The organism is Rhizobium sp. P43 (assembly GCF_056730705.1).
Window position 1 is genome coordinate 2,472,477 of the sequence record NZ_CM161539.1, and the last position, 17,466, is coordinate 2,489,942.

The 17,466-nt window shown below is 62.5% G+C and carries 14 protein-coding genes; 6 read left to right on the forward strand and 8 right to left on the reverse strand.

The window, feature by feature from the left end; translation table 11 throughout:
- Nucleotides 1–78: 78 nt before the first annotated feature.
- Together AC1PUL_RS12445 and AC1PUL_RS12450 are read left to right on the forward strand one after the other, a co-directional pair.
- Nucleotides 79–1,095, forward strand: coding sequence for a hypothetical protein (locus tag AC1PUL_RS12445; RefSeq protein WP_480464495.1), 1,017 nt, complete (start codon nt 79–81; stop codon nt 1,093–1,095).
- Between the two features lie 86 nt (nt 1,096–1,181).
- Nucleotides 1,182–2,117, forward strand: coding sequence for a DUF1499 domain-containing protein (locus tag AC1PUL_RS12450; RefSeq protein WP_480464496.1), 936 nt, complete (start codon nt 1,182–1,184; stop codon nt 2,115–2,117).
- A 229-nt stretch (nt 2,118–2,346) separates the two neighbouring features.
- Here the strand turns inward: AC1PUL_RS12450 and AC1PUL_RS12455 are convergent, their stop codons facing one another.
- A complete protein-coding gene (locus AC1PUL_RS12455; RefSeq protein WP_480464497.1) occupies nt 2,347–3,267 on the reverse strand; it encodes an MBL fold metallo-hydrolase in 921 nt (306 codons plus the stop codon).
- Nucleotides 3,264–3,560, reverse strand: coding sequence for a cupin domain-containing protein (locus AC1PUL_RS12460; RefSeq protein ID WP_298466899.1), 297 nt, complete (start codon nt 3,558–3,560; stop codon nt 3,264–3,266). The genes AC1PUL_RS12455 and AC1PUL_RS12460 overlap by 4 nt, the downstream gene beginning before the upstream one ends.
- Nucleotides 3,561–3,836: 276 nt before the next feature.
- Here AC1PUL_RS12460 and AC1PUL_RS12465 point away from each other — a divergent pair, with 276 nt between their 5' ends.
- Nucleotides 3,837–4,121 (forward strand): ribbon-helix-helix domain-containing protein, encoded by a 285-nt coding sequence (locus AC1PUL_RS12465; protein WP_480464498.1) that lies wholly within the window; start codon nt 3,837–3,839, stop codon nt 4,119–4,121.
- A 34-nt stretch (nt 4,122–4,155) separates the two neighbouring features.
- On the opposite strand, the gene AC1PUL_RS12470 is transcribed toward AC1PUL_RS12465, so the two are convergent.
- The 3 genes from AC1PUL_RS12470 to ppdK all read right to left on the reverse strand — a co-directional run bounded on the left by AC1PUL_RS12470 (nt 4,156) and on the right by ppdK (nt 8,640).
- Nucleotides 4,156–5,142: a nucleotidyltransferase domain-containing protein gene (locus AC1PUL_RS12470; protein ID WP_480464499.1), complete on the reverse strand. Its 987-nt coding sequence runs from the start codon at nt 5,140–5,142 to the stop codon at nt 4,156–4,158.
- 5 nt (nt 5,143–5,147) lie between these two features.
- Complete coding sequence (locus AC1PUL_RS12475) at nt 5,148–5,711, reverse strand: 3'-5' exonuclease (protein ID WP_480464500.1); 564 nt, start codon at nt 5,709–5,711, stop codon at nt 5,148–5,150.
- Between the two features lie 262 nt (nt 5,712–5,973).
- Nucleotides 5,974–8,640 (reverse strand): pyruvate, phosphate dikinase, encoded by a 2,667-nt coding sequence (gene ppdK / locus AC1PUL_RS12480; RefSeq protein ID WP_480464501.1) that lies wholly within the window; start codon nt 8,638–8,640, stop codon nt 5,974–5,976.
- A 225-nt stretch (nt 8,641–8,865) separates the two neighbouring features.
- Here ppdK and AC1PUL_RS12485 point away from each other — a divergent pair, with 225 nt between their 5' ends.
- The 3 genes from AC1PUL_RS12485 to AC1PUL_RS12495 all read left to right on the forward strand — a co-directional run bounded on the left by AC1PUL_RS12485 (nt 8,866) and on the right by AC1PUL_RS12495 (nt 12,863).
- Nucleotides 8,866–9,858 carry a VOC family protein gene (locus AC1PUL_RS12485; RefSeq protein WP_480468571.1) on the forward strand — a complete coding sequence of 331 codons (993 nt, stop codon included), beginning with the start codon at nt 8,866–8,868 and terminating at the stop codon, nt 9,856–9,858.
- A gap of 156 nt (nt 9,859–10,014) precedes the next feature.
- A complete protein-coding gene (locus AC1PUL_RS12490) occupies nt 10,015–11,328 on the forward strand; it encodes an enoyl ACP reductase FabMG family protein (RefSeq protein ID WP_480468572.1) in 1,314 nt (437 codons plus the stop codon).
- Nucleotides 11,329–11,696: 368 nt separating this feature from the next.
- Nucleotides 11,697–12,863: an MFS transporter gene (locus AC1PUL_RS12495; RefSeq protein ID WP_480464502.1), complete on the forward strand. Its 1,167-nt coding sequence runs from the start codon at nt 11,697–11,699 to the stop codon at nt 12,861–12,863.
- Here AC1PUL_RS12495 and AC1PUL_RS12500 read toward each other — a convergent pair whose 3' ends face one another.
- From AC1PUL_RS12500 to AC1PUL_RS12510, 3 genes are all read right to left on the reverse strand, one after another.
- Nucleotides 12,864–13,298 carry an Ivy family c-type lysozyme inhibitor gene (locus tag AC1PUL_RS12500; protein ID WP_480464503.1) on the reverse strand — a complete coding sequence of 145 codons (435 nt, stop codon included), beginning with the start codon at nt 13,296–13,298 and terminating at the stop codon, nt 12,864–12,866.
- Entirely contained in the window at nt 13,295–13,471 is a 177-nt protein-coding gene (locus tag AC1PUL_RS12505; protein WP_480464504.1) for a hypothetical protein, read from the reverse strand. The genes AC1PUL_RS12500 and AC1PUL_RS12505 overlap by 4 nt, the downstream gene beginning before the upstream one ends.
- Before the next feature lie 92 nt (nt 13,472–13,563).
- Nucleotides 13,564–17,028 carry a chromosome segregation SMC family protein gene (locus AC1PUL_RS12510; RefSeq protein ID WP_480464505.1) on the reverse strand — a complete coding sequence of 1,155 codons (3,465 nt, stop codon included), beginning with the start codon at nt 17,026–17,028 and terminating at the stop codon, nt 13,564–13,566.
- Nucleotides 17,029–17,466: the final 438 nt, after the last annotated feature.

Here is a 17,466-nt window from a genome sequence, read left to right on the forward strand (position 1 = left end):
GGCCGGCGGTGACAAATCAAGTCTCCTGTGAAATAGGCTGAGACGATGCGGTTGACCGCGCGGGATCGGACGAGGCGCATGAAAAAGCAGAAGCCCCACAAGACAGCGGCGCGACAGGCACCGAAGAGCGGAGGAGCAAAACCCGTCGGCTCCATGCCGCGTGGCGAAGCCGCCGAGCTCCTGGCCCGGGAGACTGAACGCCGTGGAGACGCGACCAAGGCCTCAAGCGGCATGACCGCTGCGGAGCGCTTTCGCGCCGGTGTTCGGACGCTCGCCTTCAGGATCGCCTTTTCGATCTTTCTCGCCGGCGTGCTGATCGTCACGGCCTCGCTGACCATTCCGCATGAATTCGCCTTCTTCGAGCTCGGCTATCTTTTCACGCTGTCGATCTATGACCTGGTGCTGGCCATGCTTGGCCTGTCGGTGACCATCGGCATGGCGGAGCGGCGGGGCGAGGTCATGTCGATCGTCATCGCCTTTCTCGGCGTCATGACGCCCATGCTCTTGTTCTTCGACCCGATTTTCAGCGCCATTCTGCAGAGCCCGCTGGGGCACGAGCTGTTCTTGATCGCGCCTGTGGCCGTGCTGCTCTCGGGCCTTGTGCTGTGGTTGCCGGCAGGGATCCGCCGGTTTGCGGCCCCGATCGCGGCCGCCATTGTCGGCTTCTCCTTTGCACTGTTCATCGGGCTTGATGATTTCGGCATCGGCATCCAGGAATTCACGCTTGCCGCCGTTCTTGGCGCGCTGTGGATCCTCGTCGTCCCCGGGCTGATGCTGCGCCCCTTCCGCGGCGCCTGGCTGACCATACCGGCGCGGATCATCGGCTCCTGGCTGATGGCGATCGCGGTCATCGTGACCGTTTCGCTTTACGTGCCATTCACCCCCGATGCACCGCCGCTGCCCGATCCGAGCCTGCCGGATGGCGGCGAGACACTCGACGCCCCCGGGCTGCCGCCGCTTGATTCGGCCATCGAAGAGGGGCTGATCGAGGCACCCGACCAGCTCGGCACGCCGCAATCCAATGACGGCGCAATTCCGCCCCCCGCATTCGGCGACAATCCGCTGCTGGGCGGCGGGCGCAACAGAGAGCCTTGACGAGACGCAGACCGCATTGCCTGTCGACGCCTTCAGCGCCAGCCGTTACAAGCGGTTAGTGTCGCCTCTGATTCCGGTAGATCCTGATGCAAATCCGCTATGACCGTCCGGTGTCCCGTTCCGCCTTTCTGGCGCGGCGGCTGGCGCTGTTTTCACTCGGCATGCTGCTGATCGTCGTGCTGGCGCATCGCTTCGGGCCGCTCGCAACACCGGATTTCGTGCTTCTGGTGCTGGTATCGGCCGTGCCGGCAGCGCTTGCCGTGCCGCTTGCGCTCCTGGGTCTCGCCAGGCTCTGGCAGATCGGAGCGCTGGGCGGTGTCGCATCGGCCTGGGCGCTGATCTATGCGGCCCTGCCGCTCGCCCTGCCCGGTTATGGCTATTACCTCTATGTCTCCAAGCCGAAGCTGACCGAAGTTTCGACCGATCTCGCCGACCGACCGGCTTTCATTTCCGAATCAGAGGTTGTGCAGCATCTCCTGCCGCGCCCTGAATTGCCTGCCAACGCGGACGAGGCGCAGCTGGCCGCCTATCCGGGTCTCAATGGTCGGCGCTACGAAGGCGCGATCGACCGCGTTTACGAGGCGGTGCGCACGGTTGCCGCGCAAAACCGGCTGGTGGTGACGGCGAGCCGTGGCGAGGAATATGGCCTGCCGGAGCTTGAACTGCGCCCGACGACCGAAAGCCCCGCAGAGGCGGAAGGCGAGAGCGCTGCAGCGCCCGCCCAGGAGGCGCTGCCGGAAAGCGGGCCGCTGCCCACCGCCCGGCCCGAGCCCGGCGCCCTGGTCCCGCTTGCAGACGGCGAGCCGGAGGGTACGGCGCGACTGCAATTTTCCACCCGCACCTTCGTGCTCGGCCTGCCCTTCGATGCGGTGGTGCGCCTGCGCGAAGAGGCGGAAATGACGCTCGTCGACATCCGCGTCGCCTCCCGCTACGGGCCGCACGACCTCGGCATCAGCGATGAGATCGCCGAAGGGTTTTTACATGCGCTCGATGCGGAGCTTCTGGGGATTGCCGGGAACTGAGGTGGGACCATCAACGACGTCTGGTTTGGTGCCGCGTGTTACCCCCCTCTGCCCTCCTGAGCTTGTCGAAGGGCGGGCATCTCCCCCACACGGGGGGAGAGCGGATGAACGCAGGCGCGGCGACAACCTCCACTCTCCCCACCTGTGGGGGAGATGTCGGCGAAGCCGACAGAGGGGGGCAATCCAGGTGGTGCGGTGGGCGGGGCAGGCCAAAGACCCGCAGGTCCATCTAACCCGGTCGATATTCCCCCGACAGCCTCGGCGGGCCATCCGTGGCGATCAGGCCATTCTCCAGGAGATCCTCGATATGCGCGAGCACGGAGAGGGCGGCTGCCCCATGCAGGCGGGGGTCGGTGGTGGCGTAGATCACCTTCACCATGTCCGAAATCAGCCGGTCGCCCTTGCGGATGCGCTCCAAGACGGCGCGTTCGCGCAGGCGGCGATGGGTGCGCAGCGCCCGGACAAAGGCCTGGGGCTCGGTGACCGGGCCGCCATGGCCGGGGAGATAGAGCCGATCGTGCCGCTCCAGCAGCCGGTCGAGCGAGGCCATGTAATCGCCCATGGCGCCATCCGGAGGGGCGACGATCGAGGTGGCCCAGGCCATGACATGATCGGCGGAGAAGAGGATGCCGGTGTCTTCGAGCGCAAAGGCGGCGTGGTTGGCTGTATGTCCAGGCGTGTGGACGGCGGTCAAGCGCCAGCCCTCGCCTTCGACCGCCTCGCCATCGGCAAGGGCGATATCGGGGACGAAATCGCTGTCGGCGCTTTCGGCAAAGGGGTTCACCTCGCCCTCGAAGAGCGGACGGGCCGAGCGATGCGGGCCCTCGGCGACCATCAGGGCACCGGTTCTTTGCTTCAGCCGGCGGGCGAGCGGGGAATGGTCGCGATGGGTGTGGCTGACGGCGATATGGGTCACCTCCCTGCCCTGCAATGCCCCCATCAGCGCCTCGAAATGCGCGTCATTGTCTGGGCCGGGATCGATGACGCAGACGGATTTGTTCCCGACGATATAGGTGTTGGTGCCGTGGAAGGTGAAGGGGCTGGGATTGGGCGCGGTCAGCCGCTCGACGCCCTCGGCCACCTGAACCGCCACGCCATGCTGCGGCTCGAAAGCCGTGACGAAATGGGGCGTGGCTTCCTCTGTGCTCATTTATACTCGATCTCGACAAAACTCATCGGCTGGTCGCCGCCATTGATGACATTGTGCTCGACGCCGGCATCCCGCCGATAGGCCTCGCCGGCTTTGCTCGTGACCCGGCGCGAGCCTTCGGCATCCTCGATCAGGAAATGGCAATCGGTGAGCGGCACGACGACATAGCCGAGGCCATGGGTATGATGCCCGGTCGCTGCACCGGGTTCGAAATCCCAGCGGGTGATGCGGGTGACGGCATCGTCGAGCACCACGGTCGGGATGGCGGGCGGACGGGCGGAATAGCCGGGCATGGCTGGGGGACTCCGGGTGGGCGATGACGGGGCAACCTAGCCTGCGGGGGTGGCGGGGGCAATTGGGGGGATGGGGGATGAAACGAGCAGTCGCGTAGGGATACCCCCCTCTGTCACTGCGTGACATCTCCCCCACAAGGGGGGAGATGCCCGCCCTTCGGCAGGCTCAGGAGGGCAGAGGGGGGCGTTCGATATGCGATAGCCCTAGCAGGATGACTGGCGTGACGGGGCTCGATCGCCTGTGATATGATCTCTACCGTGTCAGGAGGGATCTTCATGTCCAGACACGAGACAGTAACCGTCACATTATCGACCGACCTTCTCGACCTGATCCGCACAAAGGTTGAATCGGGTGAATATGCGGATGAAAGTCAGGTCGTTTCGGAAGGCTTGAGACTGCTAGCTTTGAGCGAGAATACGCTGGACGCCTGGCTTCGCGACGAGGTGGCCCAAACGTATGATCGCGCGATGGCCAACCCCGGGAGTTTGCTGAATCTGGACGAGGCGTTCGATAGCATTCGCAAGGGCCTGAGGACCGGCAAGGCTTCGGCGGCAGAATGAGATATCGGCTTCGCCTGACAGGAATTTTGGTAGATCAGACTGCGATCAATCTGAAGAACTTTGAGCCTGCGCCAATTTTGAAAATGATGTCAAAAATCAAATCTCCAAATTCGTATGATTGCCTGACCCACTCCCGACTGTTACTTTCAAAGAGCTCGTTCAACTCAGTTTTTGGTTTATCCATTCGCCTCAAAAACTCACTGTATCGCTCAAGGACTTGCGCGACTTCAAGGTGTACTGTGCTAAACGCTGACTCCTTCAGCAGCCATTGCAAACGCTCCGTCGGTGTCAATTGGGTCATCTGTTTGGCGCGCTGCGGAGAAACAGTGCCATCCAACTTGTAAACGGCCAGCAGGAAGATCAGTGCGGAGAAGCAAGTTAGCATTCTACTGTGCTTCAGCTTGTGGTTCTTAATCTTCGAATTTCCTTTTGCTGAACGACGGCCCGATTCATAGTTCACACAAAAAGTTCGCCAGAGCCTAAGGATGTCATTGGTGAGGAAGGCTGGAATGAAATCAGCCGAATGGTCTCCAAAATCGCCCCAGTAGGCCGCGATCACCTCATCAATAATTTCTTCATAGACGACTGCGCCCACAAGAGGGCGACTTTCAAGGAATAAGAGCAACCGGCCTGTCAGTGTATTGCGGTAGTCGTCTTCTGCCGTTCCAAGGTGAGTCTTCAGATCATAAATCGAATGACTTGACAGATACTTTCCATCAGCATCGAATTTTGGCATATGAAGTGTATTTATAGATTTAATCAGTTCAGCCTTAACGAGGATTGTATCCAAGTTAGATAGCTGATTGACCATCAATTTCTTGTCGTCCCGCTCTATTTCGGCAGTCTTGCTAACGATAAACACGTCCAAGTCGCTCTGGTCTCCGGCCTCCAGACGACCAAACGAGCCGGTAGCGTAAACACAGGCCTTATCAGCCACAATGTCGCCAGCCTTTTGCAAATGCGATTGAAGCTCAGCAAAACGTTCTAACGTTTTCTTTCTTCTCTCTTCTATGTACATCATAGAATTTAACCTTCAAAAATATTCGCAAAGATCTCAGCCTGCTCTATCGCATCATCCACGGCGTGGTGAGTGTGAGGGCGATCAGAGGTAAATCGAAGGGGCAACTTTGCTCTGCTTGACGAACTTATAGTACGGCCAGTTTTGACTGCTACTGCGGTTTTTAGATCGAAACAACGCGAATGACCAAACGGAGACCCGCGCTTCGAAAATCTCATAAAATACCAATAAAGCCACGTCCAGTCGAATGAAAGTGGGTACGCAACCAGAACTGGCTTTCCTGCTCCTGAAAATTTCTGAATCCATTCAAAAGCCTCATCCATTGCTCTGGCCGGTGAAAGTCCGCTTGATGCAAGCTGCCCCCGATCAAGCCCGTTTATTGCCAAGGCCTCCGGATCAAAACTGTCCGAAATCGGCTTGAGCTCCCGATAGAACGATTGCGTATAATCTAGAGGACGAGAAAAGGTCTCTCCGTCATAGGTTCCAGCGTAGACAAACGCGAACGACAGCATTGAAAAGGGCCCCGGTATAGAACCATCTGTTTCAACGTCGGCTGAGAAGAAAACATCCACCGTATTTATTCCATCAAACTGCCCACCCGCTCGGGCGCCCCGCATCGTAGTGGTCGGTAAAGGCGTGCGAGTGACAATGAATCGATAGCATCTTGGCATTGCCCGTGCCTTACATACAGTCCGGTCCAAATCTGTCCACCCTAAGTCACAAGACATCAACCCTTTCAGCCATCTTTCTGTAAAAGCCACAGACTACCGGTTCGCAGATGTTTTCAGCAGACAAAACACGAGATGGCGGATTTGCAAGCGCAAACTCGCCCCCTCACGCCCGCGCCTTGATCGCCGCCTGGGCCGCCGAGAGCCTCGCGATCGGCACGCGGAACGGCGAGCATGACACATAATCCAGCCCGACATCCTCGCAGAAATGGATCGAGGTCGGGTCGCCGCCGTGTTCGCCGCAGATGCCGAGTTTCATGTCGGGGCGCGTTTTGCGGCCGCGTTCGGCGGCGATGCGGATGAGTTCGCCGACGCCGTCGAAATCGAGGGATACGAAGGGGTCCTGCACGATGATGCCCTTCTTCTGGTAGGTCGGGATGAAGCGGGCGGCGTCGTCGCGGGACATGCCGAAGGTTGTTTGCGTCAGGTCGTTGGTGCCGAAGGAGAAGAATTCGGCGGCTTCGGCGATGATATGGGCGCGGATCGCGGCGCGCGGCAGCTCGATCATCGTGCCGACGAGATAGGAGATCTCGAGCTTGGCCTCGCCCATGACTTCTGACGCGACACGATCGATCACGCCCTTCACATAATCGAGTTCGCCGCGCAGGCTGACCAGCGGCACCATGATTTCCGGCACGACCGGTGCGCCCGTTTCGCGGGCAGCAGTGACGGCGGCCTCGAAGATGGCGCGGGCCTGCATTTCGGCGATCTCGGGATAGGAGATGGCCAGACGGCAGCCGCGATGGCCGAGCATCGGGTTGAACTCGTGAACGGCATCGATGCGGCGGCGCATGAAGCCGGGTTCGAGGCCCATGGCATAGGCCACTTCCTCGATCTCTTCGTCCGACTTCGGCAGGAATTCATGCAGCGGCGGATCGAGCATGCGGATCGTCACCGGCAACCCGTGCATGATGGTGAAGAGCTCGGTGAAATCAGAGCGCTGCATGGGAAGCAGCTTGTCGAGAGCTGCGCGGCGGCCGGCCTCGTCTTCGGCGAGGATCATCTCGCGCATGACATGGATGCGGTCGCCCTCGAAGAACATGTGTTCGGTGCGGCAAAGACCGATGCCTTCGGCGCCGAAGGAGCGGGCGGCGCGGGCATCGCCCGGCGTGTCGGCATTGGTGCGCACCGTCATGCGGCGGGTGGCGTCTGCCCATTCCATCAGCTGCGCGAAATCGCCCGAGAGTTCCGGCTGCAGCATGGGCACTTCGCCCTTCAGCACCTGGCCGGAGGAGCCGTCGATGGTGACGATGTCGCCCTTGGTGAGCGTGACGCCCATGCCGATGAGCTTTTCGTTGCGCAGATCAACGCGCATGGTGCCGGCACCGGCCACACAGGGGATGCCCATGCCGCGGGCGACGACGGCGGCGTGGCTGGTCATGCCGCCGCGGGTGGTCAGGATGCCTTCGGCGGCATGCATGCCGTGGATGTCCTCGGGGCTCGTTTCGACGCGCACGAGGATGACCTTGCGGCCCTCGGCTTCGGCCTCCACCGCCTCTTCGGCGGTAAAGACGATGGCGCCAGTCGCCGCCCCCGGTGAGGCGGGCAGACCCGAACCGATGACATGGCGGGTGACGCGCGGATCGATGGTCGGGTGAAGCAACTGGTCGAGCGAGGAAGGCTCGATGCGCAAGACCGCTTCCTCCTCGGTGATCAGGCCTTCGGCCACCATATCGACGGCGATCTTCATCGCGGCCTTGGTCGTGCGCTTGCCCGAACGGGCCTGCAGCATCCAGAGCTTGCCGCGCTCGATGGTGAATTCGAGATCCTGCATGTCGCGGTAATGCGCTTCGAGCCGGTCGCAGATGGCGCAGAATTCGGCGAAGGCCTCGGGCATCAGCTTTTCGAGCGAGGGTTTGTCGGAACCACTATCGATACGGGCGGCCTCGGTGATCGATTGCGGCGTGCGGATGCCGGCCACCACGTCTTCGCCCTGCGCATTGACCAGGAATTCGCCGTAGAGCTCTTTCGCGCCGGTGGAAGGGTTGCGGGTGAAGGCGACGCCGGTGGCAGAAGTCGAGCCGAGGTTGCCAAAGACCATGGCCTGAACGGTGACAGCCGTGCCCCATTCGCCGGGGATCTTGTGCAGCAGGCGATAGGTCTGGGCGCGCGGGTTCATCCAGCTTGAGAAGACCGCGCCGATTGCGCCCCAGAGCTGCACATGCGGATCCTGCGGGAAGGGTTGGCCGAGATCGTGTTCGAGAAGCTCCTTGTAGAGCTTCACCACATGCTGCCATTCCATGGCCGACAGTTCGGTGTCGAGCTCGTGGCCAAGCCGGGCCTTCTCGTCTTCGAGAATTTCCTCGAAGACCTCGTGATCGAGGCCCATCACGACATCGCCATACATCTGGATGAAGCGGCGATAGCTGTCCCAGGCGAAACGGGCATCGCCCGAATGCTCCGCGAGCGCCTCGACCGTGTGGTCGTTGAGGCCGAGGTTCAGCACCGTATCCATCATGCCGGGCATGGAGGTGCGCGCGCCGGAGCGGACGGAGAGGAGAAGCGGATGGTTGATATCACCAAAGGCGCGGCCGGTGGCCGTTTCAATGCCGGCAACACCTGAGAGAACCTGGGCCTTCAACTCCTCGCAAAGCGTCTTGCCGTTCTTGTAATAGAGGCCGCAGGCATCTGACACGATCGTGAGGCCGGGTGGCACGGGCAGGCCAAGCGACGCCATTTCGGCGAGATTGGCACCCTTGCCTCCCAGCTGATCGATCTCGGCCCTACTCCCTTCGGCCGCTCCTCCGCCGAAGGTGTAAACCCATTTGCGCATTGCCCTCTCCACCCGAACAGGCTTGTTTTTCCACCGTTTACAGCAAATGTGACGGATTGGAAACGTTCACCTCACAAGATTATGCTGCAATGCATCATAATTGCGGCAAACGGTTCGCCATGTGCTCACGGCGATGTGAGATGTCGTGGAGAGACGCGGAGGATAGAGGTCTGGATAATTTTGTACGTCAGACAGACGAAGTTCGAGAGCGGGGGCATTTTGGGGATCAACTGGACACGGCGGCAACTGCTGCGGCTCGCCGGGACGACAACGCTTTGCGGCGCCATGGCAGGCGCGCTGAAAGCGGAAGGGCTTGGCAGTGACGGCGGGGCGACGACCGAGGCGACGGCCCTGCCCTATGCGCTGACGCGGCCGGTGCATGTCGGCGAGGTGGCGCTGAGAGCGAAAAACGTCACCCTGCTCAAACAATATTACACCGAAATGCTGGGGCTTTCCGTGATCATCGAGGCAACCGACCGGGTGACGCTTGGCGCCGGCGGCGCGCCGCTGCTAACGCTCAATTCCCGGCCCGACGCAGAGCCCGAGGCGAGCGGCCAGGCGGGGCTCTATCACACGGCCTTCCTGATGCCGGATCGTGCCGATCTCGCCCGCTGGCTGGTGCATGTGGCGCGCAGACAGATCCCGCTCACCGGCTTTGCCGATCATTCGGTCTCGGAGGCCGTCTATCTGACCGATCCGGAGGGAAATGGTGTCGAGGTCTATAGCGACCGACCGCAGGAGACCTGGCTCTGGGCCGGCAATACGGTGACCATGGGCAGCCGGGAACTCAATATCGACGACATCTTTCTGAAGACGGGAACGCGGACCGATCGGGATGAGTATACGGAGGCACCCGCTTCGCTGCGGATCGGCCATATCCATCTGAGGGTCGGCGACTTGGCGCGGGCGCGCGACTTCTATGCGACCGGGCTTGGGCTTGATGTCGTCGCCGGCAGCGACGAGCGCGGCGCGACCTTCCTGTCGTCTGGGCGCTATCACCACCATATCGGCGCCAACATCTGGGAAAGCCAGGATGCCGGTCCGCGTCAGGAGCAAATGACAGGGCTCGACTGGTTCTCGCTGAAGGCCAGGGATGCCGCAATCCTTTCGGCACAGAGGGCGGAACTTGAGGCACGTGGCTTCCAGATCACTGAGATCGACGAGGGCTTCGAGGCGCTGGATCCCTGGGGCAACAGGGTGCGCTTGGTGACGGCGTAAGCGTCCCTGGCCACCGCCGGATTGTTACAGCTCATCACGCAATGCGATAAACGGTCACGGAAAATGACCAGAGAAACCGTCTCAGGATGATGCACTGCTGCTCAGTCTTTGATAGTGGGCATTCACGAGTACTGTAATCTGGAATCGAAAATGACCCTGACCAGCCCGGTTTCCCTGACTGAGATCCCGCAGAACAACCTCTACAAAAAGGGCGATGTTTTCGTTCTTTTCGGCGAATTGTTCGGGCGTGGCTATGTCACGGGTCTGCTCGATCAGGCCAAGAAGGCCGGCATGGAGATCATCGGAATCACCGTTGGTCGTCGTGACGAAAACAACAGACTGCGTCCGCTGAACCCGGAAGAGCTCGCCCAGGCGGAAGCCAATCTCGGTGGCCGGATCATCAACATTCCCGCCATGGCAGGCTTCGATCTCGATGCGCCCGAAGGTGAACCGACACCGACCGACCTGCTCGCCTCGCTGACGCTGGAAAACTGGGAAACGGAAAAGCTCGACTGGGCGCATATTGAAAAGTGCCGCCAGGTGGGCGTATCCCGCTTCCAGAAGGCCGTTTCCGACATCATGGCCGAGCTGGAAGGCATGATTGCTGACGGCAAAAACGTGCACTTCGCCCACACCATGGCCGGCGGCATTCCGAAGGCCAAGGTCTTCCTCGTACTTGCGAACCGCATCTACAAGGGTCGCGGCGCCCGTCACATGTCCTCGCAGGTGCTGCTCGACAGCGATCTCGGCAAGCTGATCCTGCAGAACTTCGACGAAGTCTCGGCCAACACCTTCCGCCATCTGATCGAAGGCAGCGCTGCCATTCGCGCCCGGATCGAAAAGAGCGGCGGCCAGGTACGTTACTCGGCCTATGGCTATCACGGCACGGGCATCCTGATCGGCGACGAATATCGCTGGCAGACCTATACGAACTACACCCAGGGCTATGCCAAGATGAAGCTCGAGGCGATTGCCGAGGAGGCGTATTCTGCCGGCATCAAGGCGACCGTCTTTAATTGCCCGGAGATCCGCACCAATTCGTCTGACGTCTTTGCCGGCATCGAGCTGCCGCTTCTGCCGCTCCTGAAGGCCTTGAAAAAGGAAAATCCTGGCGCGCGCGCCGAGAAGATCTGGGCCGACTGCCAGGCGCTGCTGGTCGAGGGCGTCACCGTCGATGACGTTCTTCAGAAGATCGCCGACTTCCAGGTCAGCGAGGTGATGAAGCCGTTCTACGACTTCAACAACTGGCCGATGCCCAACAGCCAGGGCCAGTCCGACATCACCATCGGCACCTCGCAAGAGATCGCCCAGATGCACAAGGACGCCAAGGCGCTGATCTCGGACTATCTGAGCGTGCTCGTGGTCGAAGCGACTGGCGCGCTGATCTTCGGCGAAATGGCCAATCCGTCGGCGCCGGTGCTGTGGCTCAACCACGATGTGGTGGCACGGCAGATCAACAAGGCTGGATGAGCGGGCGAAGCTAATAGAAGGATGCCGGGAGCTTGCTTCCGGCATTTTTTGTTTGGTGAGGCCCTCTCCTTCGTCATCCTCGGGCTTGTCCCGAGGATCTACTGCCGTTGCCTTGTGCTCGACGTTTATGGACTCTCCTTACGGCTCCCAGCCGTGGCCACCCTTGGTAGATCCTCGGGACAAGCCCGTGGATGACGGCGCGTATGGGCTCGGCAGTGCAAGCCCGCCTTTTCCGAAGACCATGGCTGCGTTGCCCCATACATAAGCCCTTTTCCGGGGGCGAACCGATCAGCGGTTCGGACGGCTGGACTTCCGCGTCCAGTGCTGGCACGCCGTTGACGGGTCATCAGACAAATCGAGTCCTCCCGATGCATCTTCCGCCGCAGTACCGCGTCTATATCGCCTTCTTTCTCTTCGCCATGTCGACCGGCTCGCTGTTCTCGCGGCTGCCCGACCTGCAGGTGCAGCTTTCGGTCAACAAGGCGGAGCTGGGGCTGACGCTGATCGGGATGGCGATCGGCTCCTTGATTTCGCTGACTTTGTCTTCGCCGCTGATCGTCCGGCTCGGATCGCGCACGACGCTCGCCATCTGCCTGCTCGGGGTCATGGCGCTGCTCTGCCTCATCCCGTTGTTGCCGTCAGCGCCCTTCGTCTTTGCCACGCTTTTCGTCATGGGACTGCTCGCCGGCGCGCTGGAGATCTGTCTCAATGTCGAGATCGGGCGGATCGAGGCGCAGGCGGGTTTCGGCATCATGAACCGCGCACATGGCTGCTGGAGCCTCGGCTTCTTCGTCACGGCGATCACCGCCTCGCTGGTGCGGCAGGCTGATATCAGCATGCAGATGCACATGCATGTGCTGCTCGGGCTGATGTTCATCGTCGGTGCGATCACCATCGCGGGCATGAAGAATGCGCCTGTTCTCACCACGACGGGTAGCGAAGACAAGGCGCCGCATTTTGCGCTGCCGACGCTTTCGCTCTTGCCGCTCTGCATCATCGGGACCTCGGCCTTCCTGATCGAAGGAGCCGGCATCGACTGGTCGACGATCTACATGGAAGAGGTCTTCGACGTCTCGCCCTTCATTTCCGGTTCGGGGCTGACGCTGTTTGCCTTCTTCATGGCGCTGGCCCGCCTCACCGTCGATCCGGTGGTCGATCGCCACGGTGCGCGGCTCGTGGGCCGGGTGCTGCTGTCGGTCGCGGCACTGGGGATCGCCATGGCCTGGCTTGCGCCGTATCCCTATGTCGCTTTGCTCGGCTTTGCGCTGATGGGGGCCGGCTGCAGCGCGGTTTATCCGATGGCGGTCTCGGCGGCTGCCCAGCGCACCGATCGCCCAGCCGTTATCAACGTCGCGGCCATCGCGCAGATGGCCTTCGTCGTCTTCTTCCTCGGGCCGCCGCTCTTAGGCTTCGTTGCCGAAGCCTTTGGCATCCGCAACGCCTATCTCGTCTGTCTGCCGCTGGTGCTCGGCTCGATCCTGGCGAGCGGCGCACTGCCAACAGGGCCGTCGCGGCGGGAGGCGGTGGCGGCGTGACTAGGAACGGGTGAGGAAAGCCAGCTCTTCCGGCGTGGGATCGCCGAATATCTTGATGCCGAGCTTGGCGTCGGAGACGTAAAGCAGCGCCCGCTTGCCATCCTCTGAATAGAGCACGCGGATCCAGCTCAATTCGCAGGTGCGGGGCTCACAGGCGCGGAAGAGCTGCATGCGCTTGTCCTTGACCTTAACCTCCTCGGAGGCAAGCGCGACATAACGCGGCTGGCGCACCAGAGCGCGGACCCAGAAAGGCAGGCCCGGCTTGCCCTTGATCATCTCCATCAAGCTGTCACGATGGGCCGGAGAGGTTGCCAGAACGCTCGGCAGATAGTTGCCGGCAAGCGAGGTGGAGGCTGTCTGGGCGTTGAGGGGTACTGCGCTCAGAGTGAGCACGGCGATAAGAACAAACTGAGTCCAGACACGGCTTAACTTCACGCCGTCCTCTCCGTCACCGGGAAGTGAAGTGCCTCATAGTGCTCGATGAGCGCAGCTAGGCGGTCGAATTCCAACGCTTCTGCTGTGCCCTCTTCAGGCTCACGGTCGAAAAACGGGAGCAGTGCCGAAAGGGCGGCTCGATAATCGCTGTCGTTGGAGATTTCTTTCAACACGGCTCGCTGCACCTCAGCAGAATAGTCTTCACCGTCTAACCGGCACTTCCATAGATTGTACTTGCATCGGCCACCATTCGGCAACCTGGCCCTCACACCAGATCCCTCTCGCGCAGCGCCTCCGCCGTCTGCAAATCCACGGAGACGAGCTGGCTGACGCCCTGCTCGGCCATGGTGACGCCGAAGAGGCGGTTCATGCGGGCCATGGTGATGGGGTTGTGAGTGATGATGACGAAGCGGGTCTCGGTGGAGGCTGCCATTTCGTCCATCAGGTTGCAGTAGCGCTCGACATTGTGGTCGTCGAGCGGTGCATCCACCTCGTCGAGAACGCAGATCGGCGCGGGGTTCGTCAGGAAGACGGCGAAGATCAGGGCCATAGCGGTCAGCGCCTGTTCGCCGCCCGAAAGCAGCGTCATGGTCTGCGGTTTCTTGCCCGGCGGGCGGGCGAGGATTTCGAGGCCGGCTTCGAGCGGGTCGTCGCTTTCGATCAGCTGCAGTTCCGCCGTGCCGCCGTTGAAGAGGTGGGTGAAGAGGCGCTGGAACTGGGCGTTGACCACATCGAAGGCGGCGATCAGGCGTTCGCGGCCTTCGCGGTTGAGGCTCTGGATGGCGCCGCGCAGCTTGCGGATCGCGTCGATGATGTCGTCGCGCTCCTTGATAAGCGCCGCGAGCTTGTCCGACAGTTCCTTCTGCTCTTCTTCGGCGCGCAGGTTGACGGCTCCCAAGCGCTCGCGCTCCATCTTCAGCCGGTCGAGATTGCGCTCGACCTCGCGCAGGTCGCCGATCTCGGAGGGATCCTTCAGGCCCGTCAGGCGAAAGGCCTCGTGCGGGCCGACATTCAGGGTCTCGCGGATGCGGGTCTCGGCTTCGATACGCCATTCGCGGGCGGAGACCAGACGCTCCTCGGCGCGGCCGCGCTTCTCCCTGCTTTCGGCGAGTTCGGCGAGCGCCGCTGCCGCCTTCTGGTCGGCCTCGCGCTGGCGGGTCTCGGCTTCCACCAGGCGATCGGCAGCCTCGCGGCGGTCCTTCTCGGCCTTGTCGAGGGCGGTCATCAGGTTGCGGCGCTTGTCCTCGAATTCGTCGGGCGCCATTTCGAGATCGGTGATCTCGTCGCGGGCTTCGGCCTCGCGCTCGCGCAGCGTCGCGATGTGCTCCTCGGCGGACTTGGCGCGGCTCTGCCAGTTCTGCTTTTCCTGACGGATGGAGAGAATGCGGCGGCGGCGCATTTCGTCTTCGCGGGCGAGCCCCTCGAAACGGGCGCGGGCTTCGGCGAGCAGGCCGCGATCGCGCGCAACGAGGCTTTCAGCCTCCCGCAGGCTGATATCGAGGGCGGAGAGGTCGGGCGTCTCTTCCATCTCGATGCGCGCGGTTTCCTCCTGCTCGACGATCTCCTCGATCTGGCCCTTCAACCCGTTCACCGCCTCTTCGATCACCTCGCGGCGGCGAATGAGATCGCCTGAGGCGCGTTCGGCCTGAGCCAGGGCTTCGCGGGCTTCGGCCAGCCCACGGACCGTCAGGCGGCTGCGGTCGCGGGCCTCCGTCAGGCGGGCCTCTTCTGCGCGGATGGCGTCGGCGGCTTCCGCGAGACGGTCTTCCGCCTCGACCATCTGGTCGCGGGCTTCCTCAGTCTCGATCTCGATTTCGGCAAGGCGGTTCTTCTGGGCGAGACGCAGGGCGGCGGCACTCGGGGCATCAGCGCCGGTGACATGGCCGTCCCAGCGATAGACGGCGCCGTTAAGGGTGACGAGGCGCTGGCCGGGCGCGAGGCTTGCCATCAGGCGAAGGGCATCGGCCTCCTCGACGACGCCGATCTGGCGGAGTGCCCGGGTCAGGGCTGCGGGTGCGCGGACATGGGCGAGCAGCGGCTTTGCGCCGGAGGGCAGGCCTGGGTCCCCTGCCCCATCGCCATTGCCGTGCCAATGGGCGGGTGCTGCAGGATCAAGCGCGCTGTCGAGATCGTCGCCGAGTGCGGCACCGAGCGCGGTCTCAAAGCCGCGATCGACGGAGAGTTCGTCTGCGACCGGGGGGAAATCGCCCGTGGTCGTGCTCGCCAGGATACGGGCGATGGTGCGGGCTTCGGTCTCCAACCCATTGACGCGGGCGCGCGCGGCTTCGAGCGGCTGGCGCAGATGGCTTTCGGTCCGGCGGGCCTCATTGAGGGCGGCCTCGGCTTCCATGGCCGCAGTTTCGGCATCGGCGACCGCCTGTTCGGCGATCTCGACCATTTCGCGCTTTTCGTCCGGATCGGGGAGAGCGGCGATGCGATCGGAGATCTCGGAGAGTTCGCGGGAGGCGTCGGAGACTTGACGCTCGAGGCGGGCACGGCGCTCCGTCAGATCGCGGATGGCGCGTTCCAGCTGGTTGCGGCCGGCAGCGGCTTCGGCGCGCTCGGCGGTCAGGCGGGTGAAGTCGCGTTCGCTGTCGGCAAGGGTTGCGGCGGCGGCCTCGAAGGCTTCCTTTGCCTCTTCACCGAAGCGGCCGGCATCGGCGAGGATGTCCTCGAGTTCCGCCTCTTCTTCCGTCAGCCGCTGGATGACCTCGGCATTCTCCGATACCAGACGCTCCTCGCGGCGGATATCCTCGTCGAGCTGGGCGAGACGGCGGGTGAGCTCGTCGCGGCGGCGCAGAATCCGATTGGCTTCCTCGTCCAGCTGGCTGCGGGCGATCTGCAGACGTTGCAGGGCGGCGGCGGCCTTCGCCTCCTCCTCGCGCAGTTCCGGCATCTTGAGGCTGGCAACCGCCTGGAGCTTGGCGGCCTCCATCTGGTGGTTCGCCTTTTCGGCAACCGTCGACATGGCCTGGTTCAGGGCACTTTCCGCCTCGCCTTCCGCCTGCTTGGCCTGCGACCAGCGGATATGCAGGAGCATGGCATCATGGGCGCGGATATCGGCGGACAGCATCTTGAAGCGGTTGGCCTGGCGGGCCTGGCGCTTGAGGCTCTCGATCTGGCTCTCGAGCTGGGCGGTGATGTCTTCCAGGCGCTCCAAATTGGTCTCGGCGGCGCGCAGGCGAAGTTCCGCTTCGTGGCGGCGGGAATGCAGGCCGGAAATGCCGGCGGCTTCTTCGAGCAATTGCCGGCGCGCCTGGGGCTTTGCCTGGATCAGCTCGCCGATGCGGCCCTGGCCGACCATGGAGGGCGAGCGGGCACCGGTCGAGGCATCGGCAAACAGCAGCTGCACATCCTTGGCGCGGGCTTCCTTGCCGTTGATGCGATAGACCGAGCCATTGCCGCGCTCGATGCGGCGCGTCACCTGGATCTCATCGGCATCGTTGAAGGCGGCCGGTGCCGTGCGGTCGGAATTGTCGAGATAGAGGCCGACTTCCGCCGAGTTTCGGGCCGGGCGGTTGCCGGAGCCGGAGAAGATGACGTCGTCCATGCCGGACGCGCGCATGTTCTTGTAGGAATTCTCGCCCATCACCCAGCGCAGCGCTTCGACAAGGTTCGACTTGCCGCAACCATTCGGTCCGACAATGCCGGTCAGGCCGCGCTCGATGAAGAATTCGGAGGGCTCGACGAAAGACTTGAAACCGACGAGGCGGAGGCGGTTGAATTTCATGCTTCTACCCTCCCCTTGAGGGGGAGGGTCGGACCAAGGGTCCGGGGTGGGGTGATCATACTGACGTGTTGCGGATATACCCCCCTCTGCCCTGCCGGGCATCTCCCCCTCAAGGGGGGAGATCGGCGTGGCGCATAGGCCCCGGTCACCGCTGGAGTCGCGTTCCTAGAAGCGATGCGGCGCTTCGCATTTGCCGAAATGATATGAGGCAGGCAGAAGGCCGGCGGGTTCCCAATCTCCCCCCTTGAGGGGGAGATGTCCGGCAGGACAGAGGGGGGTAACGGCGCGCTCGACGTCAACAAGCAGCCCCTCATCCGCCTGCCGGCACCTTCTCCCCGCAGGCGGGGAGAAGGGCGCTCGACGCTACCGTCATCCATCCAATCACCAGATGAACAAACGGGCGCACGGGTTTCCCCGGCGCCCGTCGTCAGAACGGAA